The 23,246-nt window shown below is 59.1% G+C and carries 18 protein-coding genes and 7 pseudogenes; 15 read left to right on the forward strand and 10 right to left on the reverse strand.

The genetic code is table 11. The features are described 5' to 3' along the window. Positions 1–457: 457 nt before the first annotated feature. Both EN851_RS37825 and EN851_RS16505 read left to right on the forward strand, forming a co-directional pair. A pseudogene (locus tag EN851_RS37825) lies at positions 458–1,183 on the forward strand (pitrilysin family protein); the annotation flags it as partial. Between the two features lie 405 nt (positions 1,184–1,588). Continuing rightward, positions 1,589–3,064, forward strand: coding sequence for an NAD-dependent succinate-semialdehyde dehydrogenase (locus EN851_RS16505; protein ID WP_126102500.1), 1,476 nt, complete (start codon positions 1,589–1,591; stop codon positions 3,062–3,064). Positions 3,065–3,852: 788 nt separating this feature from the next. On the opposite strand, the gene EN851_RS16510 is transcribed toward EN851_RS16505, so the two are convergent. Beyond that, on the reverse strand, positions 3,853–4,368 hold the full coding sequence (locus EN851_RS16510) for a DUF2285 domain-containing protein (protein ID WP_245329899.1): 516 nt from the start codon (positions 4,366–4,368) through the stop codon (positions 3,853–3,855). Positions 4,369–5,161: 793 nt separating this feature from the next. Here EN851_RS16510 and EN851_RS16515 point away from each other — a divergent pair. Next, positions 5,162–5,617, forward strand: coding sequence for a transposase (locus tag EN851_RS16515; protein ID WP_281015810.1), 456 nt, complete (start codon positions 5,162–5,164; stop codon positions 5,615–5,617). A gap of 98 nt (positions 5,618–5,715) precedes the next feature. Then, complete coding sequence (locus EN851_RS16520; RefSeq protein ID WP_126097374.1) at positions 5,716–6,189, forward strand: hypothetical protein; 474 nt, start codon at positions 5,716–5,718, stop codon at positions 6,187–6,189. Positions 6,190–6,592: 403 nt separating this feature from the next. Here EN851_RS16520 and EN851_RS16525 read toward each other — a convergent pair whose 3' ends face one another. The 6 genes and pseudogenes from EN851_RS16525 to EN851_RS16545 all read right to left on the reverse strand — a co-directional run bounded on the left by EN851_RS16525 (position 6,593) and on the right by EN851_RS16545 (position 11,354). Beyond that, complete coding sequence (locus EN851_RS16525; protein ID WP_126097373.1) at positions 6,593–7,222, reverse strand: hypothetical protein; 630 nt, start codon at positions 7,220–7,222, stop codon at positions 6,593–6,595. Between the two features lie 192 nt (positions 7,223–7,414). Next, positions 7,415–7,725: pseudogene (locus tag EN851_RS37120) on the reverse strand (ATP-binding protein); the annotation flags it as partial. Between the two features lie 10 nt (positions 7,726–7,735). Continuing rightward, positions 7,736–8,269: pseudogene (locus tag EN851_RS37125) on the reverse strand (IS21 family transposase); the annotation flags it as partial. Between the two features lie 54 nt (positions 8,270–8,323). After that, positions 8,324–8,509: a hypothetical protein gene (locus EN851_RS37130; protein WP_245460175.1), complete on the reverse strand. Its 186-nt coding sequence runs from the start codon at positions 8,507–8,509 to the stop codon at positions 8,324–8,326. A 1,200-nt stretch (positions 8,510–9,709) separates the two neighbouring features. Beyond that, complete coding sequence (locus tag EN851_RS16540) at positions 9,710–11,026, reverse strand: HipA domain-containing protein (RefSeq protein ID WP_126063913.1); 1,317 nt, start codon at positions 11,024–11,026, stop codon at positions 9,710–9,712. Next, entirely contained in the window at positions 11,016–11,354 is a 339-nt protein-coding gene (locus EN851_RS16545) for a helix-turn-helix transcriptional regulator (RefSeq protein WP_167498459.1), read from the reverse strand. Before EN851_RS16545 ends, EN851_RS16540 begins: the two co-directional genes overlap by 11 nt. 604 nt (positions 11,355–11,958) lie before the next feature. On the opposite strand from EN851_RS16545, the pseudogene EN851_RS37830 reads away from it, so the two are divergent. The 4 genes and pseudogenes from EN851_RS37830 to EN851_RS16560 all read left to right on the forward strand — a co-directional run. Beyond that, a pseudogene (locus EN851_RS37830) lies at positions 11,959–12,015 on the forward strand (hypothetical protein); the annotation flags it as partial. 49 nt (positions 12,016–12,064) lie between these two features. Beyond that, positions 12,065–12,616, forward strand: a complete 552-nt coding sequence (locus EN851_RS37835; protein WP_335930839.1) for an insulinase family protein — start codon at positions 12,065–12,067, stop codon at positions 12,614–12,616. A 269-nt stretch (positions 12,617–12,885) separates the two neighbouring features. Then, positions 12,886–13,511 (forward strand): annotated as a pseudogene (locus tag EN851_RS16555) (type II toxin-antitoxin system HipA family toxin); the annotation flags it as partial. Beyond that, positions 13,502–14,401 (forward strand): annotated as a pseudogene (locus EN851_RS16560) (aldehyde dehydrogenase family protein); the annotation flags it as partial. The pseudogenes EN851_RS16555 and EN851_RS16560, both read left to right, overlap by 10 nt. Here EN851_RS16560 and EN851_RS16565 read toward each other — a convergent pair. Next, positions 14,398–14,719, reverse strand: a pseudogene (locus EN851_RS16565) (hypothetical protein); the annotation flags it as partial. The pseudogenes EN851_RS16560 and EN851_RS16565 overlap by 4 nt on opposite strands. A 331-nt stretch (positions 14,720–15,050) precedes the next feature. On the opposite strand from EN851_RS16565, the gene EN851_RS16575 reads away from it, so the two are divergent. Together EN851_RS16575 and EN851_RS16580 are read left to right on the forward strand one after the other, a co-directional pair. Next, a complete protein-coding gene (locus tag EN851_RS16575) occupies positions 15,051–15,326 on the forward strand; it encodes a hypothetical protein (RefSeq protein ID WP_126097371.1) in 276 nt (91 codons plus the stop codon). 110 nt (positions 15,327–15,436) lie between these two features. Continuing rightward, positions 15,437–16,630, forward strand: coding sequence for a TlpA disulfide reductase family protein (locus EN851_RS16580; RefSeq protein ID WP_245458614.1), 1,194 nt, complete (start codon positions 15,437–15,439; stop codon positions 16,628–16,630). Positions 16,631–17,349: 719 nt separating this feature from the next. Here the strand turns inward: EN851_RS16580 and EN851_RS37135 are convergent. Together EN851_RS37135 and EN851_RS16590 are read right to left on the reverse strand one after the other, a co-directional pair. Then, a complete protein-coding gene (locus EN851_RS37135; RefSeq protein WP_245464223.1) occupies positions 17,350–17,697 on the reverse strand; it encodes a hypothetical protein in 348 nt (115 codons plus the stop codon). A 423-nt stretch (positions 17,698–18,120) separates the two neighbouring features. Next, complete coding sequence (locus EN851_RS16590) at positions 18,121–18,795, reverse strand: hypothetical protein (RefSeq protein ID WP_126097369.1); 675 nt, start codon at positions 18,793–18,795, stop codon at positions 18,121–18,123. 140 nt (positions 18,796–18,935) lie between these two features. Between EN851_RS16590 and EN851_RS16595 the strand changes: the two genes are divergently transcribed. From EN851_RS16595 to EN851_RS16615, 5 genes are all read left to right on the forward strand, one after another. Then, on the forward strand, positions 18,936–20,045 hold the full coding sequence (locus EN851_RS16595) for an XRE family transcriptional regulator (RefSeq protein WP_126097368.1): 1,110 nt from the start codon (positions 18,936–18,938) through the stop codon (positions 20,043–20,045). Between the two features lie 29 nt (positions 20,046–20,074). Continuing rightward, complete coding sequence (locus EN851_RS16600) at positions 20,075–20,392, forward strand: hypothetical protein (protein ID WP_126097367.1); 318 nt, start codon at positions 20,075–20,077, stop codon at positions 20,390–20,392. Positions 20,393–20,726: 334 nt separating this feature from the next. After that, positions 20,727–21,149 carry a hypothetical protein gene (locus tag EN851_RS16605; RefSeq protein ID WP_126097366.1) on the forward strand — a complete coding sequence of 141 codons (423 nt, stop codon included), beginning with the start codon at positions 20,727–20,729 and terminating at the stop codon, positions 21,147–21,149. A 108-nt stretch (positions 21,150–21,257) separates the two neighbouring features. Then, the gene (locus EN851_RS16610) at positions 21,258–21,932 is read left to right on the forward strand and encodes a hypothetical protein (protein WP_127275150.1); all 675 of its coding nucleotides are present in this window, start codon (positions 21,258–21,260) and stop codon (positions 21,930–21,932) included. Positions 21,933–22,297: 365 nt separating this feature from the next. After that, on the forward strand, positions 22,298–23,212 hold the full coding sequence (locus tag EN851_RS16615) for a hypothetical protein (RefSeq protein WP_126097364.1): 915 nt from the start codon (positions 22,298–22,300) through the stop codon (positions 23,210–23,212). The last annotated feature ends 34 nt before the right edge of the window (positions 23,213–23,246 follow it).

Consider the following 23,246-nt stretch of genomic DNA (forward strand, 5'->3'; position numbering starts at 1 on the left):
GGACCACACAGTGGAAATCGTCAACATCGGCTTTGCCTTCAACGGCGGCACCACGCAGGACCCGGTCGGGAAGGAGGGGATGGCCAAACTGATGGCCGGCCTGTTCATCGAAGGCGCTGGCCATTACGACAGCGATGCCTTCCAGGTGAAGCTCGACGATGCCGGCGCCGAAATGAGTTTGGACGCGCAAAGCGACGACATCTACGGATCGGTGTGCATGCTTTCCAAAAAGCAGGACGCCGCGTTCGGCCTGCTTCGGCTCGCGCTGAACGCGCCGCGCTTCGACCAGGGGCCGATCGATCGCGTCCGCGCCGAGATTGTCTCCGGCATCGTCGGCAGCGAGCGAGACCCTGGCGCAATCGCTCAGCGCAAATGGCTGCGCGCGATCTACGGCGCGCATCCTTGTTCAAGGCCGGGAGAAGGCACAAAAGAGAGCCTCGCCGGCATCACGCCGTCCGACCTCCTCGCCTTCCACCAGGCCATTTTCGCTCGCGACGGGCTCCATATTGCCGTGGTGGGTGACATTGACGCGAACACGTTGAGGGAAAGGCTTGACCAGCTGTTTGGTGATTTGCCTGAGCAACAAACCCTCGTCCCCGTCTACGATGTCGCGCCGAAACTCGGTCAACTGGTGGAGGAGAACTACGACCTGCCGCAGACTTCGCTAACGTTGGCCTGGCCTGGCGTGAAGCGTAGCGCGCCGAATTTCTACGCCGCCGTGCTGATGAACGACATCCTTGGCGGCTCATACTTGACTTCCCGCCTTTACGAGGAGGTACGCCAAAAACGCGGCCTTGCCTATCACGTCAGCTCTGAACTGACCCTTGACAAGCTTCTGGTTACGACAGAGACACGCTCGGATTGCGCCGCCCAAACGCTGAGCATCGTGCGAGAGGTGGTAAAGCAGATGGCGCAGCAAGGACCGACCGGGGCCGAGCTCAAGGCGGCGAAGAAGCACCTGATCGGCACCTATGCCATTGACCGTCTGGGCTCGACCAGCTCGATTGCAGACCGGCTCCTGGATTTGCAGATTCAAAATGCCGACGTCGACTACAACCAGCGTCGCGCCCGCAGCATCGGTCGGGTGACGCTCAAACAGGTCAAGGCGGCGGCCAAGAAGCTGCTTTCGGCCGAGCCCGCCATTTTGGTGGTCGGCCCGCCGCTGGGCGGCAAGGATGAGTAAAGAAACTCATCTCGCCTTCCTTCTTCCTTGGGGCTTCTCGTGGGAAGAGCGAATATGGAGGCCGGTGGGCCAAGCAGATCATGCAGACCCGCGGAGTCGTTTCGCGGGCCTTGCGCGGCATTGGCGGTCCAGGGGCCTCTCGCCGAAAAGGCGCTCCTCAGCATGCATGCCGCCTTTTGCAGAATACACTCGCACGCCACCAGCAGGCAGCGGGTGGATGAAGCAAACATCCGGCTGCTCAATCCATCAACTGATGAACCGCGGGCACTCAAACTAACGGAACTGTTGTCGTATGTTTGGTCTACCAACTGCTTTGCCGAGGCCCTAGGACGAACCCGCTGGTGCAGAATACACACCGACGGCCTGTCGACCTGGATGTTCGCTGCGTTGAGGAGGAATCCGGTATTGCCCCTGTGCCTGCCGATGATCCGCCGTCTGAAATCCCCGCACCTGTTTGGAGCCATCGACCGCCTGCCGGCACTCGGCAGACCGGTTGGCAATAAGACGTTCGAGGTCGTCAATCCGTCGACCGGCGAAGTTTTGGCAGAGCTTCCCGATATGGGCGTGGAGGAGACACGTGCTGCGGTAGACAAGGCCTATGTTGCGCAGTCGGGATGGGCCGCGTTGACTGCCCGAGAGCGTAGCGACGTTCTTTGGCGATGGCATCAGCTGATCATCGACCATGCAGGCGATCTCGCCGCGATTCTGACCGCGGAAATGGGCAAGCCGCTTGCCGAAGCCGTGTCAGAGGTATCGCATGCGGCGGCGTATCTGCAATGGTATGCCGAGGAGGCCAATCGCGTCTATGGCGAGACGATCTCGGCACCCTCGACAGACCGCCGAATGCTAGTGATCAAGCAGCCCATCGGCGTTGTTGGCACGATCACGCCATGGAATTTCCCGGCCTCCATGGTGGCGCGCAAGATCTCGCCGGCCTTGGCTGCGGGCTGCACGATCGTGCTCAAGCCCGCTGAACAGACGCCGCTCGTGGCTGGCGCAATGTTCGCCCTTGCCCATCAGGCCGGCTTTCCCGATGGCGTGGTCAACCTGATCTATGCGTCCGAAGGTGATCGCGTCGGCCGTGAACTCTGCACCAATTCCAAGATCCGCAAGATCAGCTTCACCGGTTCGACCGAGGTCGGGCGGCTGCTGATGCGTCAGTGCTCTGACCAGATCAAGAAGGTTAGCCTTGAGCTCGGCGGCAACGCACCTTTCATCATCTTCGATGATGCCGACATCGACGCTGCTGTTGACGGTGCGATCCAGGCGAAGTTTCGCAATGCCGGCCAGACCTGCGTTTCGGCGAACCGTATTTACGTCCAATCGAGCGTTCACGATGAGTTCGTCAAGAAATTCGTGGAGAAAGTCCGGCACTTGTCGGTTGGCGACGGATTCGGTGCCGGAGTAGACATCGGACCGCTCGTCGACAGGCATGCTCTGGCCAAGATCGAGTCTCACATCGCAGATGCCATTGCGAAAGGCGGCACAATACGATGTGGGGGCCAACGTATCGGCAAGAATGGCACGTTTTTCGAACCCACGGTCCTCACCGAGATTTCCAGCGTCATGGCAGTCGCGCAAGAGGAGACATTCGGGCCGCTCGCGCCGATCATTCGCTTCAACGATGCGGATCAGGTTGTGCGCGAGGCCAATGACACGATCTACGGCCTCGCCGCATACTTCTATGCCTCAAACCTGAAGCGGGTCTGGCGTGTGGCAGAGGCTCTGGAATATGGCATGGTTGGCATCAACACGGGACGCATGTCCTCGGAGGCGGCACCGTTTGGCGGGATCAAACAATCCGGCATCGGGCGGGAGGGTTCCCGTCATGGCCTCGAGGACTATCTGGAAATGAAATATCTTTGCATGGGCGGGATTTGAAACCTGCTGCACTGTCTCTCCGCCCCACCGGGGGGGCGGCCTGCGGCCAATGCCGCCACCTAATTGGAAGTTCCAAACGCCGTTGACCTGAAACACGGATGCCCGGCAGGAGACTGAGCTCGCTGCCGGGCCGGACATGCCTTGGGAGGGCATAAGTCAGCGCTCCTAGGGCCGATGGGCCACTCAGTTCGTGCGCCTTTTGCCGATTGCGTTGCATGTGCCGTGCCAAGCCAAAAAGCATTGATAAACCGCCGATGGATCAGCTTTTGCCCTGTTGCGCATTCTACATTGTGGGGATATGCGACAATGCCCAAGCGGTTGAATCGTCGTGTTGCAGACCCCCAGACGGGTCATGACTGCTGTTCTTAGGACAGTGCGCAGCAAGCCGCTACTCGCTGCACTCCAGGCACACCATTTCCATAATCAAGCGGTGGGTGCTATGTCTGACCGAGCTGTCGACCAGGGAGCGGTGTGAGGCCTCAAATCCCTCCATATTGTTGCACCCGCCGGTCCAACAGGACTGCAGGTCCGGACTCAAAGGATCTTGGCTGCTATGGCGACATTGCGGTGCACGCCGCTTTCCGACCAATGATGTGCGTCCAGGTCGAGGCCGGCCCTAATGAACCACCGCCTTGGCACCCTCGCCCATCTCATTGCGGCATCGACAAGCTAGACCAGAGCGCACCTTGCAAGGCGCCATGCAGTCCTGTCGGCGGGCGAACTGTTGGTGACGGGTACAGCTGCGAGCGAACGTTCATCCACCGACGCACAGCGCGGACTGTCGCTTTTCAAATTAGGAAATCTCTGTAGCCACCATTCATGAGCGCGCGGCCACGCGAGACGGCCCGACGGATGCGGTCGCGCAGATGATCGCGAGGATCCGCCCAGTCGGCATGGACGCGCCGTTGACCGATGAGAACTTCGGCGAGCTCGCGATGAGGTGCTCCGGCGAGCGAACCGTCGAGCGCACGAAGAACGAAGGACAAACGGACGCCGCGCTTTTCCGGCGCAAACAAGCGGGGGGGCAACTGTTGCCCTAGACTGAGAGCATTGAGGCACTCCAGTCCCCTCAGTCGATGCTTTAAAAGCACCGCGGGCCAGATGGCTTGCGTATGCAGGCAAACAGGGTGGAGGATATTCGCGCCCGAGACGGCGAGCTGCAGCGCGTGGTCCGCATTGCGAAGAAGAACATGCTGGCTCTTGTCGGGCGCCAGCAGGACGGTTGCACGACAGGGCAATGCCGAGAGTTCGAACGGCGGTGTCGGCGACGAGGCAGGCAACCGTTCCGCAATGACCGGCAGCACATGGACGCACCAGAGCGGACACCAGAATACGACCGAAGCGCGGCCACAAGACTCCGCGAAACAGAACACCCCAGCGTGACAGGTCGCCGGCCGACGCGACCATATCGAGAAAGGATTGGAGAGACCAAGTCTTGCAATGCTGGCGCGCAGCGGTCAGATCGCGCTGGAACGCTGGATTGCGGCGTAAGAACTCCCAAGCCCACTCCCGCAGCGTCAGGCCAGCGGTGTAGTCGTATGATCTTTCATCCCGCCAATCGGCCTGATCCGCGCCAGTCAGGAGATTCATGACTGACATCCCCTGCCCGCGCCTGCGTGCGTCGAAACATTATGCCACTTCGCAAAGCATCGGCGAAGGCAGCAGACGTCGAAGACCCCGTTTCGTTGAAGCGTCAGCCATCGCCACTGTCGGCGACAGAAGATGTGCCCAAATTGCCACCAGACCGTCGAACTGGCACAGCGACGGCCAGCGCGACCTGGAATTGATCCCGTAACGGTCATCGGCTCCTGCGTCGCGATCCAGACGTCCCTTGAAGGCGCAGTAGCGCGGCAGTGGATCGCACGCTGCTTGTCGGCAAGTTGTCGTAGCGGCGGCGCCATAGGCACGGTCATCGGAGGGTCTCCTGCGGCAAGTTTTCGCCATTGGAGGCCAATCTCCCCGCTAGGGCAGCCTGTGCAGTTGCACAGGTGAAGCGGATCAATCAGGGGGAGCCATGGCGGAAACTGGATGATGGCGGCTTGAGGAGAGCGGCGTATCGAGGCGGGTGATGAAGCCTGCCAGTACCTCTCAAGGAGAGTGATACGCCATGAACGAGACTATCAACACATTGTTCGCCTTCGTCAGCCCGACGAAATCGATGATACCCTGACGGATGTACTTCGCAGCGGCGCGCGCAAATTGCTTGCGCATGCGATCGAGATGGAGGCCGAGGCGTATGCCAAGGCGGTCGACTGCCTGACGAAAGATCAGAATGCGTCGCTGGCGCTCTACGATTTCCCCGCCGAACACTGGGATCATCTGCGAACGTCCAATCCCATCGAAAGCGTCTTTGCAACCGTTCGCTATCGCACGGTTCGCACCAAGGGCTCGCTATCCTCGAAAACCGCCCAGCTGATGGTCTTCAAGCTGTTGGCCGCGGCCAGGAAGTGGCGACGATTGAAAGGACAAAATCAGTTGCCGAAACTCATCGCAGGTGCCAGGTTCCTGGACGGAATCCAGGTCATCGAAACGAAGCCGCAGAGCGCCGCTTGATCAGCCTCGTCGCCCAAATTCCAGCATAGCTCCATCGGAACTGCCAGCCTTCCTTGCCGATCAGGCGCATATCAGCGCTGACGATACCGAGGACGGCGATGGCGATCACCTCCAGGCCGCCGAGTAACGACCCTCAAAACACCGCACTGGTCGAGGCCAGCCTGAACCGGTATCTTGTGCCTGCCCTCGGGAGTCGCTCTATCCACCATGTGATCGACACCGACATTGCTAACATCACCAAGAAGATCGTCGCCGGGGGTCACCCGCAAAGGGCTAACACGGCCTTCTGGTATATGCGGGCATTTTCAACTGGTATCGCAAACCGCCGCAACGGCTCATCGCGGTTTCCCGCGAGGGTTTGGAAAATTAGGTATCCGGCCCCGATCGTCAAGCGCAAGCGAGTGGTGAACGATGCCGAACTGGCGGCTATATGGACGGGCTGTGAGCCCGAACCGGGCGATATCGGCTATTCGTTCGGCTCCATCGTCAAGCTGCTCATGCTGACCGGACAGAGGCGTACGGAAGTTGCCGCGATGCATTGGTCTGAACTCAACCTTGAAGCCGGAACATGAGAACTATCGGGTGACCGCACGAAGAACGAAGAGCCTACGCTTATTCCGCTGTCCACACTGGCGGTGTCGGTCCCCCAGTCGGCACCGAAGACTAATGACACGTTTGTTTTCCCTGCCAGGGTCAACAAAAAAAGCCACTTCTCAGGCTACGCGAAGGGCAAGAAGGCTCGAGACGGCAAGGTCAATGTTGACGGGGTGGCTTTGGAGAACGGGACCCTTCACGATCTGCGCAGGACGCTCGCGACAAATCTCGGCAGGCGGCAGGTATTGCCACACGTCATCGAGCACATAGTGAACACAAGGCGTCGTCCCTGAGACATTGGCGAAATCTACAATCTCTTTAGCAACGTCAAGGAGAGGCGCGAGGTGTTGCAGATGTGGTCAAATCACATCGAATGGCTGATCAAGCAGGCTGCGGATGACGCTCTGGCGGCGTAGCTGCTGGCATGGGCGGAAGATGCGGCGCAACAATCGTCAGAGCCTCATCGAATTGGAGATCATGCTTGACCAGCAAATGCGCGGCCAATGCTTCGATGGCTGACCAGTGATCGAGTACTAGCCGGGCCGTGCGATCTTCGATCCGCCTCCAACGGGGGCGGCGCGGCATCAGGAACCGCAACTCACCATAGATTCGCTTGGCATCCGCGTAGTCGCTGCTCCCGTCATTCCCATCGGACGCATTCATCGCCATATCGCGCGGGTCCAGATAGCCTTCGAATGCGGATTCTGCAAAAGGACCTGCCAGACACGCAACTATCTCTTGGATCGCACAATCGCGTTTCAAATATCGATCCATATCGTCCTCGAAAATCGGCTTTCGCTTCGAGGTGACTCCTTGCGCTGAATAAAAACCCGCGCCTTCGACAACACCACCGCACTCTCCGTCACCGGCGTCGGGGTAAATACTAACACTTGAGAAAGCAGGGAGTTCACGGTCGTCGTCGAACACCTGACGGTGCAAAACGATGGCGGCCACCGCGTGCCCGGCTTCGTGATGCGCCACAAGCGGCAGATATTGGGAGGCTACATTCATGCGGTGCGGCTCTCAGGTCTAGTTTGCTTTTGCGCATAGGACCGCAATTGTCGTGCCAACTGGGAAAATCGTTTCGGGCAATGCGATCGCTCCGATAGCGTTGTGCCTCCTGTCTGACATTGTTGGGAAGTCGACACGCGCCCGTCGCAATGCGGTCGACCTTCCGCGCGAGTTGGGTGACCCGTGAAGGCGGCCGACCAGGACGATGTTGCGCTGATCGGCGACGAAGGCGCCGCCGGGCGAGATCGCGCATCAGGGGGTGACCGGCGTGTCGGCGAAGTCGAAGTCGTCGATGTCCTTGGCCAGCGGCAACTTGGCGACAGCGAACTGGTATTTGATGGAGCGGGCCTGCTTCTCCGATATCTCGGCCTGCAAGAGATCACCGACAATCCTGGGCTCGTGCCGTCGCTTGATGGCGACGCGCCCATGATCTCGTCATAGGCTCTGCGCATTCCGTAGAGCTTCAGCGCTCCCATCAGTTCCAGTACCTCGGTGCGTTCCATGGCTGTTTGTCCTCCTGAGACTGTCATAGCGGGCGCAGTCGGCGACCGCTCGTGAGCTAGCTTCAGCGCCTGGGGAATGGAAAGGATCGTGCCCGGCGCCGGATCGCGGCTGCGGGCCAGGATGTTGAGGATCACCGGCGCCGACGATGCACCGTGCTCGATGGCTTCCTGACAGGCGGCCTCGACCGCGCTCAATCCGTCGGTCAGCACCCAGGTGAGGATCAACACCATCTGCCGGTCGACGTCATCAACCGCCTTGAGCTGCGCCGCACCTTCTCCATTGCCGACCGCAGGACCCAGCTAAGGAACGGCGCGCGCCGTGTGCCAGGGATCGTAGACGACCTCGTTGCGGCCAAAGGAGCGAACGTGTTCTCCCACGACCACGCCATCCTCTGGCGGATGCGATCCGATCGACATAAGCATGGATCTCGACGGGCCGACCGACGGCACTCGACAGCACCGAGTATTTGTTGTTGTCGAAGCGCACCGTGCAGGTCTTCGACACCGACGGGGGAATGCAATGGAAGCCGTCGAAGCGACCGGCAGCCGCTCCCGCTGCGGCTTGGCCGCATTCGCCGACAGCAGCCGGTCCCGCGTCTCACGCCAGGCTCCCATGCGGGGAGGGCTGGTGCTTGCGCTCGTAGCGGAACTCCGTCTGCTCAGAACGCAGGACCTTGCGCACCACCTTGCGCGAGATCTTCAGCTCACGGCAGATCGCCTTGATCGACTTCCCCTGGACCAGCGACAGCCGACGTATCTTTGCAATCGTCTCTAAAACCAACATCCAAAACACAAATGCCTCCGATCAAGCCGGAGGCATCTTGATGACCCCATCGTTAAAGGGTCCCGTTTGGACGAAAATCACCCTTTAAACAGGGTCCCCATTCCACGAAAAATCAATGCACTACCTTCCAAAGCTGCGAGAGATCGCCACCGACCGCTTTGAAGGGCCTTTCGGCGGTCTCGTCAGCGAGGTTGTGGCATGAAGAAACATCAATCCACAGCATTGGGCCGAAGCATGCCACGGGCTCATGCCGCGGGAGAGCGGGAAGATATTCTTGAAAGAAGCGGTCTCCGACATCAATACCGACAGGATGGGCAGCTTTCTCACATCACTTGAGGTCGAGCGTGGCAGTTGCGACCCGCAATGCAAGGCTGGCGGCGATGCATGCCTTTGCGCGGTTCCTGATTTCGGAGCACCCCGAATATTAGGATACGCTGCAACTGGTGGTGACACTTCCCTTCAAGAGAGCGCGTGGGTGGCACCTGTCGAATATCTCGATGAGCCCGGAAATCAAGAGCGTCCTGGCGCGTATCGACCGCCGCACGCCTTCTGGACAGCGGGATTACGCTCTGTTTTCGCTGATGTTCAATACGGATGCACGAGTTCAGGGATCCTGACTCTTCGATTGTGACCTTCGTCTGGTATCGCCCTGTCCCGCCGAGCAAAGCAACGACCGCCCCACACTGCTCACCCGGTTCGGTGTTCGATACTTGCTGCGCACACATGGCTGCGGGCGAAGGAACCACCCTGGCGGAAAAAAGCATCCATCATCGCCCTTTGCGGGACACGACGGCCATCCACCTCGTCAAGGCGGGTGTTGACATCGCCACCATCAGTCGATGGCCAGGCCACTCGGGCTGAACTAACGATGCGCTACGCCCAGGCCGGTATCGATATGAAGCGGCAAGCGCTCGAACAAGTCTTCCCCGACGTGATGTCATCGGCAAAAGATCAGACGATCATCGCTTTGATGGCTGGATGTTTGGCTGGCTGCACCGCTTGTAGACGCTCAGTTATGTGGAGTTGTATCGCGGGAAGTCGCGCGTCTTGGGCTTTTGCGATGTCAGCTCCACATCTCTCCGCAGTGCACGTTGTCACTGTTGAAGAGCCGTTTGTTCAATCTTCGTCCTGGCACGGCAAGGGTTGTCCATATTGTGGGCGTCTTACGCTTGCCGAGCTTGTCCGAAATCCAGCGCCGGATCAGGCGTGAACACTGTTGCGTAGTTCGTCAGCCAGAGCGCGGAGAACGTCGGCGCTTCCTTCCAGCGCCGTAAAAGCGTAGGGATTGAGGAACTGTCGGCCCCAGAACAGATTGCGATCTGTGCCGGATAGCGTAGCTTCCTCGCTAACACGCGGCCAATTCTCCGCAATGCATCGGAGCTGGCCTTCAACAATCGCAAGAGCTTCCGGCGCGCTGAGCAGGAAGTGATGCGCGGCTTCAAGGCAGGACGCTATCCGGCTCATGCGGTTATTGCCGCTGATGAGCATGGCCTGGCTGGCCTCCTGGCCACTGCGGGCCTGCGGACAAATATCGTACGCAGGCGTGAGGGTGAGCTTAGCCCCATCCCAGAATGCCGCATGGTTGCGGGCATGATCGTCGGTGTTGCCGCAAAGTATGTTGAAGACAATGCGGCTGAATAACTCGCGCAGAGTTTCCGACGGCGCGGTGAATCGGTGGCGAATGATCTCCGCCAAATCCTGGTAGCTGGCGTAACGCGCCATCATCTCATCGAGCGCGAGCATCGTCAGCGCTGAGACCATGGATTTGCGTTGCCAGCCGCCCGTGACCTTGATCCGGTCGAATCGCTCGACGAGCAACACGTCGTTGCCTGCGGCGCGAACGAGCGAGACGGATGCCGCTCTGATGCCGCACAAGGCGGCAAGCCGCATGGCTATGAATTCTCCTTTGACGACGCTGTAAAGGTCGGCAGACGAGGAAAATTTCGCGACATGCTTGACGGCGTCATCCTCGATCAGCGCCTTTGGCCTTGCGCCGCCGATCGAGCTGCCGTGATGCAGCGCCTGATCTAATTCGGGGGTGAGCGGAATACCTTTCTCTACCCGCTCCGCCGATTGGACAAGCTCTTCGAGAGTGGCATTGGCCAGTGCGCGCGGCTCGTAATTCGTGGGCGAAAACTGAAAATCGAGCGCGCCGATGCGGTCCGAGCCTGATTCCAGCAGGAACGTCAGTTCTGAAATATCGAGCCGCGCGATTTCATCGCCCTTCACACCGAATTTGCGGTTTAGGATAACCCGTCGTCCCCAGGCATCGGGGGCAGCATCGCGGATGCATCCCGGCATGGTTAGGCCAGGAAGCAAAGGCAATTCGCCTGCCTTCAGGGGCAGTTCCGGGAGATAAAGCGGGATCGCGCTGCCCAGTTCACGAAAGCTCCTGCCATAGTTGAAGCTGACGAGTCCGTCATGGGCATATAGCCGCCCGGCGACAACCGGCGCGGTCTCGCCCGGCAGCCAGACCCAGACATAGGCTTCGTCGTACTTGGGGACCTTAGAACTCATCGACGATCTGCTTGCCGGCCTTGTAGACGTGCTTCGGCAGCAGCGCGATGCGATCGTCAATGCGGCCTGTGAGGGCTGTGATGCCATTGCCGTCGGCATCGAACAGCTTCACACCGACAATGGCAGCAGCTTCGAACATCAGTCCGATTTCGACTTTGGGATCGCCCTTCTCGATGCGCTGCAGGGTGCTGCGTGAAACACCGATTCTCTCGGCTAACTCCTGTGCGGTTAATCGGTGCTGCATCCGGCCCAGCCGGATGGTCTTACCGAAAAGGCCAAGCGCTTCCATCGCGTAGCGCGAATAGGTGCGTTTATGCGCTGCCGTCATTCGGGTCTCCGTGACCTATGCATGATCCATATCACCATCTTTCGACCTTTATATAGGTAATGTCGCAGAGCGACTGCCAAAGTCAAGACTCCGTATCGTATGACTCAATCCCCCTGATTCGACTTTATATGCAGCAAGAGTTCGCATCACGGCTACGTTCGGAAAGCCAGGTAGAATGCGACGGGAGACGCAAGCGTTACACGTCCGAACAAGGAAGGCGAATATTGCCTACGGCTCCTGCACAACCGGCCAGCTCTGCGCGCCTCGGGCGAGGCGGAGATCTGGCGCTGGATCGCGGACAGCCTTGAGACGCCTCGCATGAGTCATTCGATGGGCGGTCCCTGGTGCGAGGCCGAGGCGCTCGACTACTGGCCGACATCCTCGGCGGCGGGACTCGCAGCCGGCTATACCAGCACTTTTCGACCGCATACGCGCCCAGCTTCTCTCCGAAATCATTGCCAATGAGCGCGAACCTCACGCGATCGCCGAGCTGGCCTGGCGGCGCGGAATCTACGGCGTATTCGAGACCGCCCAAGGGAGCCTGACCAGCGTAACGCCCTCCGATCTAAGCGCCTTCCACAAAGCCGCTTTCGCCCGCGACGGGCTGCATGTGGCGGTCGTAGGCGACATAGATGCCAAAGCCCTGAGAGCAAGGCTCGACCAGCTGTTCGGCGATTTGCCTCAGAAACAGGCGCTCGCCCCCGTACCTGATGTCACCCCGAAGCGCCGAGCGGACGCAGGTCGCATACGCCCTCCACCAGACTTCGCTCCAGCTGGCCTTTCCCGCCATTGGACGCAACGACCCGGAATTCTACGCGGGACAGCTGATGAACGATATAGTCGGAGGCTCACGATTTACCTCACGTCTGTTCCAGGAAGTGCGCGAAAAGCGCGGCCTTGCCTACGGTGTCTCGTCCAGCTTGGAAGGCTACCAGCATTCCAACATGCTTGTCGTGACGACGTCGACGCGCGCCGACAGGGCGGCCGAGACGCTCGACCTGATAACACAACCAATCAACGAGCTGGTGGACACAGGCCCAACAGCGGCCGAACTCGAAGCGAGCAAGAAGTATCTGATCGGCGCCTATGCTATCGACAATCTGGGTTCCTCCAGGTCGATTTCCGCCACGCTTGTCGGGTTGCAGCTCGACAAACTCGGCATGGACTACATCCAGCGCCGCCCGGCCCTCATCGAGCAGGTGATCCTCGACCAGGCAGGGCGGCGGCGAAGAAGCTGCTTTCGGCCGGGCGTTGGCCCGTGACAGCGAATAATCCCACGCTCTACAATAGCTGAAGGACTCGCCGAACTACGTGTGGCTGATCCGATTATGGTGTGGCAGAATGAACGCCTTGAGACTGCCTGCGCGCCCTCGCAGACCAGGTTCTCTCCCGTGATTCGATTTCCCGCCCCGAAGAATGCCGTCGTTCCGAGAAAGTATTCTAACTTTTGCGTATACCAAATACGGGAAAGTTAGAAACTCTTGAATATGATGATTATGCTAGCTTTCCCGTATCTCAGGGAACTTTAGAAATGGCCCTTCACCTCGTTGTGAAAACATCGATAAAACCCGCAGCCACTATCAGGCTGAAACGGGCAAGCTCGTCCAGTTAATGCGCGGCATCTATCTCGATGCCGGGGAGGATATCGAGGCCATGATACTCAAGCACGCCATCGCCAAATACCTGTATCCCAACGCTTACCTCTCGGCGGCGAGCGCTGTGCTTCTCGGCCCGACCCGGGATGGCCGCCTGTTCCTGAGCGGGCGACGAATACAGCGCACGCGCTTGCGCTTGCTGGAAATCATTCAGAACGCAGCTCCCGACCACCCATCAGTCGCTCAAGCGGTTGTCGATGATGGAATGGGAGAATTCCGGATCGACGTCTCCTCGATGCGCCAGCGCTTCCTCGAAGCTTTCCGCCTGCGCAGCGAACACGCGGCATCCATCGGCGAGACGATGCGCGAGGCAATCGCGAACCGCCTCATAGAACAATACGGCAGCGCCCAGGGCGCTGCCGACGCGACATGGGCGCTTGCCGGCGCGAACCAGCGGTATCGCGAGGGCGAGCACGCCGAGCGCTTTTTCCTCCGCCCTCCACTGACCACAGAACCCGCACGCAACGAAGCCGCGCTCGATCTGATCGTGGCGTGGCACGGCTAGGTGCAATGTTTGCCCTCGCGCAGCAAGCCGGCTTTTCCTGACGTCGTCGTCAACCTGGGTCTATGCGACCGAAGGTGGTCGCGTGGGGCCGCGAACTCTGCTCCAATGCCAAGGTCCGAAAGATCAGCTTTACAGGCTCCACCGCGGTTGGCCGACTGCTCATGCGCCAGCGCTCGGACCAGATCAAGAAGGTCAGCCTCGAGCTCGGCGGCAATGCGCCCTTCATCGTCTTCGATGACGCGGATATTGACGCTGCGGTTGACGGCGCGATCCAGGCGAAGTTCCGCAATGCCGGCCAGACTTGCGCGTTTCATCGAACCGGCTTTACGTCCAATCGAGCGTTCACGATGAGTTCGTCGAGAAGTTCGTGGAGAAAGTCCGGCACTTATCGGTTGGCGACGGCTTCGCTCCGGGAGTGGACGTCGGACCACTCATCGACATGCATGCTTTGGCCAAGATCGAGTCCCACATCGCAGATGCCGTTGCCAAAGGTGGGATAATTCGATGCGCGGCCGAACATATCGGCAAGGATGGCACCTTTTTCAAACCCACAGTCTTCACCGAGATCTCCAGCATCATGGCGGTTGCGCAAGAGGAGACTTTCGGGCCGTTGGCGCCGATCATCCGCTTCCACGATGCGGATCAGGTCATCTGTGAGGCAAACGACACGATTACGGGCTCGCCGCCTATTTCCATGCCTCGAACCTGAGGCGTGTCTGGCGCGTGGCCGAGGCATTGGATGGCATGATTGGCATCAATACGGGCGTATGTCTTCGGAAGCGGCGCCCTTTGGCGGCTTGAAGCAGTCCGGCATCGGGCGGGAGGGTTCCCGCCACGGGCTCGAAGACTACCTCGGAATGAAGTACCTCTGCATGGGTGGAATCTAAATGACGTCGCCCCGAGTTTCTCCAGTTTTGGGTTCGTTTCCGGCGTGGGTTGTGCGCTGCTGGGCGGGTGAAGCGACGGGCGCTGGCGCGGAACCTTTCGCATAGCGCAGCGCGAGCGACCGTCGCGGGTTGAAGGTGGTGGCGAACTCGGCCGATGTCTGCCAGGCGATTTGGGAGTGCGGCCGCGCGGTGTTGCAGTCGGCGCGCCACAGGCGATAGCGATGCTTGCCATGCGCATGGAATGCCATTCGACCGGTTCTGATCCGCGCAGGAGAGGATGGCGTTCGAGATGAACTCGCTGGCATTGTCACTGACCAGTGATGAGCCGGTTCAATTCCCGGGCAACCAAGTGCCCTCGACCGTGCTGAATAGCGCGCCTTTGCCATACCGGCGGATTAGCGCGGCCGACCTTACTTCGGCATGATGCGAGCAATTTCTGCACCAGGCGCGCGACGTATGCCACTCCCTCAGATCGCCCAGCGATACGTCTGGGCCTGCATGTTTGCTGCCTTCTGCGATGGCTTGCCGACACTTTCGGCTCGCCGGGTGTGATGATCTTCTTCTGCGTCTTTCCCTCTCGGCGATATTGCCGTTCGGCCGTCCCGACCAAGGCCAAACCTCGGGCCGTTTTCCCGTTCCCGGGTAGAGCTTGAACGTCTCGTCGATGATGTCTCTGGCGTGCTGCGAGCTCAACGCCGAGGCGCTTGGCATCGATGCATGGCGCGACATGATTGCGGCGGTGTCGCACGGGTTCGACGGTTTGGGCTTCAGGATCGTGCGGATGGGCCACGCTTTTCTGGCGGCGCGAAACACGGGCAATGCGCGTTCAAAACCTGACAAAGGCAGAAATTTGTCAGGTTCAATCCAACCGCCATCCGGGCACTACGGAGGTTTTTCAAAGCATATTCATGCACTTGCGCGCTGAGCCCGCTGGCATGGACCTTGCAACGCTTGCAGCAGGACGGTATGCAATGGAGCAGACGAGGATGTTCTCTCCCCTGAACCGTGTGCCGTCTCTGAGAGGGAAATAAGCTCGTGCAGAAAATCTCACAACCTTTGACAACGGCTTTGGAGAACAACGTGGTGTTGCAGATCGAGTCCCCGGCTCCTTCGATTCAAGCGGAAACCTGGCTGCGTGGCGAGCCCCTCACCAGCTTCGAGCCTGGCAAAGTGTACATCGTCGAATTTTGGGCAACTTGGTGCGGTTCGTGTGTGGACGGGATGCCCCATCTGATGCAGCTGCAGGAGAAATACAGGGAAAGCGGCGTTGAGATCGTAGGAGTCGCGGCTAGTGAACGCGCTCCAACGGCCGATGAGGCCCGAAGCACGTTGGACGCTTGGTTGACGGAAAAGTTCCCGAATCTGAACTATCGGATCGCATTCGACTCGACAGGCGAAATGGACAAGCTTTGGATGGAGCCCAGCTTTTCTTTCTGGATTCCCACCAGTTTCGTGGTCGACCGAGACGGCTGCATCGCCTTTATTGGTGCACCGACGGAACTCGATGAGGTCTTGCCGAAGGTGCTTAACGGCAGCTGGCGCACCAGCGATAAAGCAAAATCCGCCGATGCGGAGCGGATCGCGGAAGGCGAACCCATAGCGCGCGAACAAGCGCTGAAGAAGCCGATCAATGACAGATATCGGGCGGCGGTGGAGAAAAAGAATTGGAGGACGGCGCTCTCGGCGATCGAAGAAGGCATCGCCTTGATGCCGGACAACCTCGGTTTCCGCCGTTCTCATGTGAATCTGTTGCTTCACAAAATGAAGGACATGCAGGTCGGCTTGCCCGTCATGCGCCAATTCGTTCGCGACGCGATCAACAGAAACTCCGAGAATTGGATGGTTGCGGCGTTAGACGAGCTCTTCTTTCCGAACTATGACCATTCGCACTTTCCGTCTGCTGAGCGCTTGGCGATGGGAAAACAGCTGTCCGAACACATCCTGGCACTGAATCCCCCGGAAAGCGACAAACGTAAGCTCCTGCCCTATCGTTTGGCAGCCCTCTACTATCACGAGAGCGGCAACAAAGATCGGGCGATCGAGTTGATCGAACTGGCACTGAAGTCGCAGGGCGGTCCGGAGCTTATCCGGGACGAAGATGAACAGCGCGAAATATCCCATTTGCTGCAGTTCCTGGCCTACTTCAAGGGTGAGAAGGTTTGTTACGGCGCTCTGTGTGCGGTTCCAAACAATGGCCGATTCGACAGCTGGTATACCGTTTGCGGCTGACCGCCAGCTTATGTGAGGGACAGAACTGGCCGGGCGGACAGCTCTTGATGCGAACGGCGCAAACCCCGCCCGGCTTGCGAAATCACCTGGGCCGCTCTTTTGGACCTAAGTCCGAAGGACTGCGGCCTTGTACGATGCCCGCCTTTGTTTAGGCGGGCTATGAGCTGAGCTACGGGTTTTGCCCGCTACTAACCGTTCGCCAGCCTGGCGCAGGTGCCTCTCAACACCTCCACCACACCAAGGTTTCATGCCGGTAGCGAATTCGATCTTGGCGGCATGGCCATTAAGCACATGGGAGGGCCTCGCTGGCGGCATGCCTGTGATCTGGTACTGCAGCCCACGCTTGCCTCCGCCAGCGGTTCGATGAGGCAGCCTGTCGCACAATTGATATCAGGACTTCAATGCCGGAACACCGGACCCACCCTCAATTCAATAAATGAGGTGTCGCGTACCACGGTTGGCTGCTTGATCCAGGCAATTCAGGCCGCCGTCATCCTCAATGAGGTGACCTCGACCAGAGCCTCGGCCTTGAATGGCATGATGCAGGTGCATGGGATGGCGGCCACCGTCATTTTCGTCGATCCGAACGGAATTTCTTGCAACCGGTTTGCGGCTTTATCCAACACGCAAGGGCCGCGCTGTCGACAGTCTCCCAACGCACCAAAAAGGCAACTGTGCAGAGCAAGCCTTCTATCCATCAATCTCCCTTTTGAAAATCATCATATCTGTGACCAACACTGCGATATTTTTCGCGGCGGAAGGAGCCAGGCACAGTCATTTCCATGCGCAACAGCATTTCTAAGTTTCTCAGCTCGCCGGAACACGTCGGCGGCCGATGTCGCGCTCCGGGGGAGCTCTATTCCTTTTCGAACAACATCAGATTTGTCGCAGAACTGAGTGAATAGGATCTCGTCCACAAATCCATCATCACTCTTCGCATCGGCGATCACTTGAGAAATCTTCTTTCTTCTTTCGGCGCTAAGCTTCTCCAGCCAGCGGCCCGGCGTTTCGAAGCGTCTCCTTATCGCATCCGCCATGGACGCTGCTCGCACTGGCAATTTCTGCATGTCTGAAATGCTGACGAGACCTTCGGTCTGGCGTCAGGAAACAACTAGCCGACACGGCCTTTGGTCGGCGTCTCGGATGAAGTCTAGAATGCTTGCGTCGGCTCCAACCAACGTCTCTTCTGGAGCGGAAACACGCTCAGAGATTTTTCCACTCGGCGGTGTCGCGTCGAAGAAGCGTTCTGCAAAAGAATAGTCCCCCGAAACCGCCGTCATGAACCACAGGGACATAGCTGTGACGAATTGATATTTCGCGTAGTTACATCGGAAACCGACTCGCAAGTCATAAGATGAGCTCTAGTGTCATTATCATTCCAACCGTAAGGCCTCCCTGTAGCGTGCCAATTTCCGGACTTACGTCGGCGAGTTCTTGATAATCGTTTTTTCCGCACGAAACTTAAGGTCCCATAGGAGAAGGCGAGGAAATCAATGCACGGTAGCAACGACGAGCCTGTCTCTCGAGAAATTGTAGAAGCGAGAATCAATTCTGAGTTCCACGTTTGAAGGCCGATTCCCAGTGCAGCGTCTGGACCCGGAGGCGTCTAGGAATCCAACAGCGGCATTCAACCAGAACCGAAATTCACCCACGTCGAAATGCGCAATGTTCGAGCGTATGGTCTCAGCGGCATGCTTTTCATGGACCCGCGCCAGCTTGCAGATTGTCATTGCCAGCATGATTGGCTGGCTGTTAGCCCGCTCCCACAGGAAGTCGTCGTCTAGAAATGCTGCTTCGTCAGCATCCGAAAACTCGAATCCACTACTGTCCCGTACCTCGGCAAGATTTTCATAGGGATGACTGTGGAAATCACCGATGAGCGTCAAGTGTGGTGCCCATCGATCCATCAGTTCGCTCTTCAGGCGGACAGCCTGATTGTTGGGCTTCACGCTGTTCCGTGATCGCTCGGCTGAAATGCTGAGACTCATAAGATCGACATGGAAATGGGTCGTTCCTTTCGAGTCCTCGCGACTGAAGCCCCAAAGATACCCCAGCGTTTCCAGCTTTGTTCGGCGCGGACGACCATCTCCGAGAACATAGGCTTCCAGTGTGGCAAGCGTAATAGTGTGACGAGCTGCATCAGAAAGGGAAATGGTGAAATTCATCGTGCGTTACCTGAAGGTGCCTCCGATTCGTTTCCGATCAACGGCCAGCCACGATCCTCACGGGGGCTTTGCTGGTCCAAATCGCGACATATCCTTGCATTTCAAAATTCGCAAGATTATAGCGATTGCGGAGGTGCGACATGTCGACTCCCACCATCAGCATCCGTTTGAAAGCGCTGCGCAGACAGCGCAACCTCTCGCAGGAGGAGGCCGCGCGTCTGTTCGGCTTCAAGGACCGCCAGACCATTTCCGCCATCGAGACGGGCGAGCGGCGACTTTCGGCCGAGGAACTCGTTCGCGCCGTCGAAATCTTTCGCGTTCCGCTGGACTTTTTCACCGATCCGTTTCTGCTCGTCGGCGAAGGTAAGTTCTCCTGGCGTCAGAACGGCGTCATCGGTCGTGCCCTACTGGGTTACGAAGAAGACGCGGGCCGCGTGATCGCGGCATTCCGTACGCTCGCGCCACAAGTGGGCAGGGAAGCTCCGCTGCTGAGGTGCTCGCTCGGTCTTTCAAAAGAATCCAGCTACGAGGATGCATCGGCTGCGGGCGACCGGTTCGCCGGCGAATATAAGCTAGGAAACGTGCCTGCCGCTCGCCTCGCCGAGGTCATGGAGCGGGATCTCGGAATGCTGGTCCTGATGGTTGATCCGATCGAAGGCGTGTCGGGCGCCGCCTGCCGCCTGCCGGAACTGGATGTCGTGTTGATCAATCGCCGCGAGGTTGCGGGTCGCCGCCATTTCGACCTCGCTCACGAGCTTTTCCACATCCTCACCTGGGACGCGATGCCGCCGGATCATGTCGAAGATGTCGTGCCCAAGAAACGTAGCCGGGTCGAGCAACTCGCCGACAATTTCGCCTCGGCTCTCCTCATGCCTTCAACTGTGCTTGGCAAGGTTGGCGATTGGTCCGAATTGGCAGGCGACGAACTCATCGTACGGCTGAACGCGGTCGCAGATGAATTGAGGGTCACGGCTTCCGCATTGCGCTGGCGGCTGGTCGGCCTTGACTGGATCGACAAGGATATTGGCAGGGGTATCGCCGAAGATCGCCTTCGCAACAACGGCCGTAGCAAGCCCGCCGAAGAGCCGCTGCTTCCGCTGTTCTCCCCGACGTTCGTCGAGGTGATCGGCAAGGCTGTCAATGAGGGTCGTGTGGCGATGAGGCGCGTATTGCACCTGCTCGGCATCTCGATCGACGATCTTGCGGACCTCTTTGCAGTTCACAGCGTGGAAGCGCCATACGAGTTGTAGGCGGGTGAATGCCGCGGCACCGAAGTTCGTTGCTGGTCGATACCAACGTCATCATCGAGTGCTGGCGTGTGTCGGCATGGAAGGCGCTGACGAGCGGGTACCCGGTGGAGACGGTCGAGATGTGTGAGATCGAAACCCAGACAGGGCTCCAGAGGCGGCGGCCCGAACAGCAGATCGAAGCTAATGTTCTGAGAGAGACACTTAAAGCCGTACATCCGGTCAGCGACATTGAACGCGCGAGCGCGCTATTGCGTGACGACCATATGCGCTTTCTGGACGCCGGAGAGCAGATGCTCTGGACACACCATCACGCGCAGCGACGCTTGGCTCCTTTGCGGTCCGGATAAGGCGAGTCTTCGCGTTGGGCTGCGCCTCGGCTTGCGCGACAGACTGGTCTCGTTGGAGCGGCTCCTCGCCGATATCGGCCATCGTCCGAAGGTCCTGTTAAAGATGCCTATACCCAAAAATGGCTCGACCAGACGCTGCGCAGCTTTACCTTGAGAGACCGACACCATGACGAATTCGCTCGAGGTACGAAACAAGCTGATCGACATCCTCCGCCGCGACCTAGTCGGCCCGAATCCTGACCTTGATCAGAATCTCGCACGCGAAGTTTGACCGAGAAGCAATCGCTGGGACGCCGGGGGCTTTATCGTTCCCGCCTACGACGGTGTTGCGCCTGTGATACCTGACGGCGAGGAAACCATCGAAGAAACCGCCGACGACCTTCTCGCCAGTGAGATGCTGGACTCCGCTGTCGAGGGGGAGGTCGAGGAGAAGGATTCGACTGACCAACCACCGCGGGACAGGTTTCTTCCGTCGTCGATAGGGTTGACGGTGGTTCTTCCGCAAACGGTGAGTCAAGTCACGCTGCGCGCAACATGGGGGAACTATAAGACGGAGCCCCCATTGCCCGATGCGCTCCTCATTCCCGAACTGTCGGGAAAGGGCAAGCCAAAGCCAGAAAAGCCCGAGAACCTCCGTTGGGTTCGGGTTCCCGGCGAAGCCGCGATCGTCCTCGACGTCACTCGGAACCAGTCCGGAATCCTGCTGCCGGAAAGCGCTGACTCAGAGGCCGGGCGGCGGCATCGAAGTCGCCGTTGACACCGTGTGCTCCGTCAAAAGACTCCGGAGGGGGCTGAAGAGCGTCTGCGCGTCATCACCGTCTTCTTGGTAAACCGTCGACGGAGCACAAAGGCTCCGTACAAGGACGTGGCCTACGCGTTCCAGACCCGGATCGAGCTCGAATGTGCGGATGGATTTTATCCGCGCAGCGACCTGTCCACCTACCAGTCCGATGATTTCGACCTTAGGCTGGGCGATCTCCATTATCGCGATGTCCGCGAATATGCCGTTGGTCGCAACACATCTGCAGGCTGGCAAGAACGGCTTGACGCGACGAACGATCCGCTCCCCGTGACGCGTGTTTGGACCGATTTCCTTCCGCAGCAGGAGGTGGAACGTGTCGTCCCGGCAAGGAGCGATGGCGTCGAGTTCGGCATGGAGGCTCTCGCTCGGGCTGCCGTTTCCGGAGCCGAAGCGGTCAGTGCAGCCTTGGATTCACTGCCTGAACTTTACGCCGAGTGGCGGCGGAGTCAGGAAGGACTGATGACAGGGCTTGCGCCGAGACGGCTAAAGACGGGCCAGGCGCTTCTGGAAAATGTTGACACCGCCGGCAGCAGGATTCGCGATGGGATAGATCTCCTTAAGCGTGATACGATGGCGCGTGAAGCATTCGGCCTGATGAATACGGCGATGGCGATGGCCAACCGCCGGCGCGAGGCAGAAGAAGCTGCCGGGCGATGTAGACCCGCCAACATGGCGGCCGTTCCAGCTAGCCTTCGTCCTCCTCAATCTCGTTGGCGTGACCGACCGAAACAGTGGTGAGCGCGAGATCGTCGACCTGCTTTTTTTCCGACCGGCGGCGGCAAGACGGAAGCATATCTTGGACTTGCCGCCTATGCGATTGTGCCGAGGCGGCTCCGCGGATCTGGCGTGCTGGGTGCGGGCATCAGCGTCATCATGCGCTACACGTTACGCCTGCTCACGCCGCTGGTCTCGTCTGCGCGCTCGAACTCCTGCGGACCCATGATGACAATGGCCGGAAGACGCTTGGCGAATGGCCGATCGAGATTGGACTCTGGGTGGGCGGCGCAGCCTCACCGAACAATCCAGCCGCGAAATTCTTCCGGCAAGGACGCCGCGACGACCTGGCTGAAGCGGTACCAGAGCAGACCTAAGACGAAACCCCGGTGCCACTGAAGGCATGTCCCTGGTGTGGTGAGCCCTTCAAGCCAGAGAGCTTCCACTTCACGCCCAACAGGACAGCTCCGCAGAATCTAGTGCTCAAATGCGAGAACGCCGAATGCGACTTCACGCGGGATCGACACCTGCCGGTGCTCGTGGTGGACGAGCCAATTTACCGCCGTCTTCCCGCATTTCTCATCGCCACGGTGGACAAATTTGCCTCCCTTCCATGGATTGGCAAGAGCGGCGCATTCTTTGGACACGTAGATCGGCATGATCCGGACAAGGGGTTCTTCGGCGCGTCTGAGCCAGGCGAAGGTCGCCCCTTCGGAAACGGGCATCGGCTCGATCCGCCGGATCTTGTCATCCAGGACGAACTGCACCTGATCTCTGGCCCGCTTGGAACGGCGGCCGCACTCTACGAAACAGCGATCGACCTGCTGTCGTCGCGGCCGGGTCTTCATGGACTCATTCGTCCAAAAATCGTCGCCTCGACCGCGACCGTCCGAAGGGCGGAGAAACAGATCGCAGCCTTGTTCGATCGTTCGGAGACGGCCGTATTTCCGCCACCCGGCATCCACCGTACCGACAGCTTCTTCGCCAGCACTGTGCCATCGGCACGAGAGCCAGCCCGCCTCTACGTCGGTGTGGCGAGTCAGGGTCGCGGGCTTAAACTCCTCTTTCTTCGGAGCATGCAGACCCTGCTGGCAGGCGCGCAGGCATTGACTTCCAGCCCGACGCAAGAAGGGGAAGATGCCGCCGATCCGTATCTGACAGTGCTCACGTATTTCAATGCGCTTCGCGAGCTTGGGGGCGCTCGTCTGCTCGAATTCTGCACGGTGTCACCGACTGGCGCCGGAGTTGACCCGGGATTAGGAGGAGCACTCGTTGTCGGATTCTCGACGATGTCGGACATGTGACACAACGCTTCCAGAGCGATCGCATTGTTCCGAA

This window comes from Mesorhizobium sp. M8A.F.Ca.ET.208.01.1.1 (assembly GCF_004791315.1).
Classification (GTDB): domain Bacteria; phylum Pseudomonadota; class Alphaproteobacteria; order Rhizobiales; family Rhizobiaceae; genus Mesorhizobium.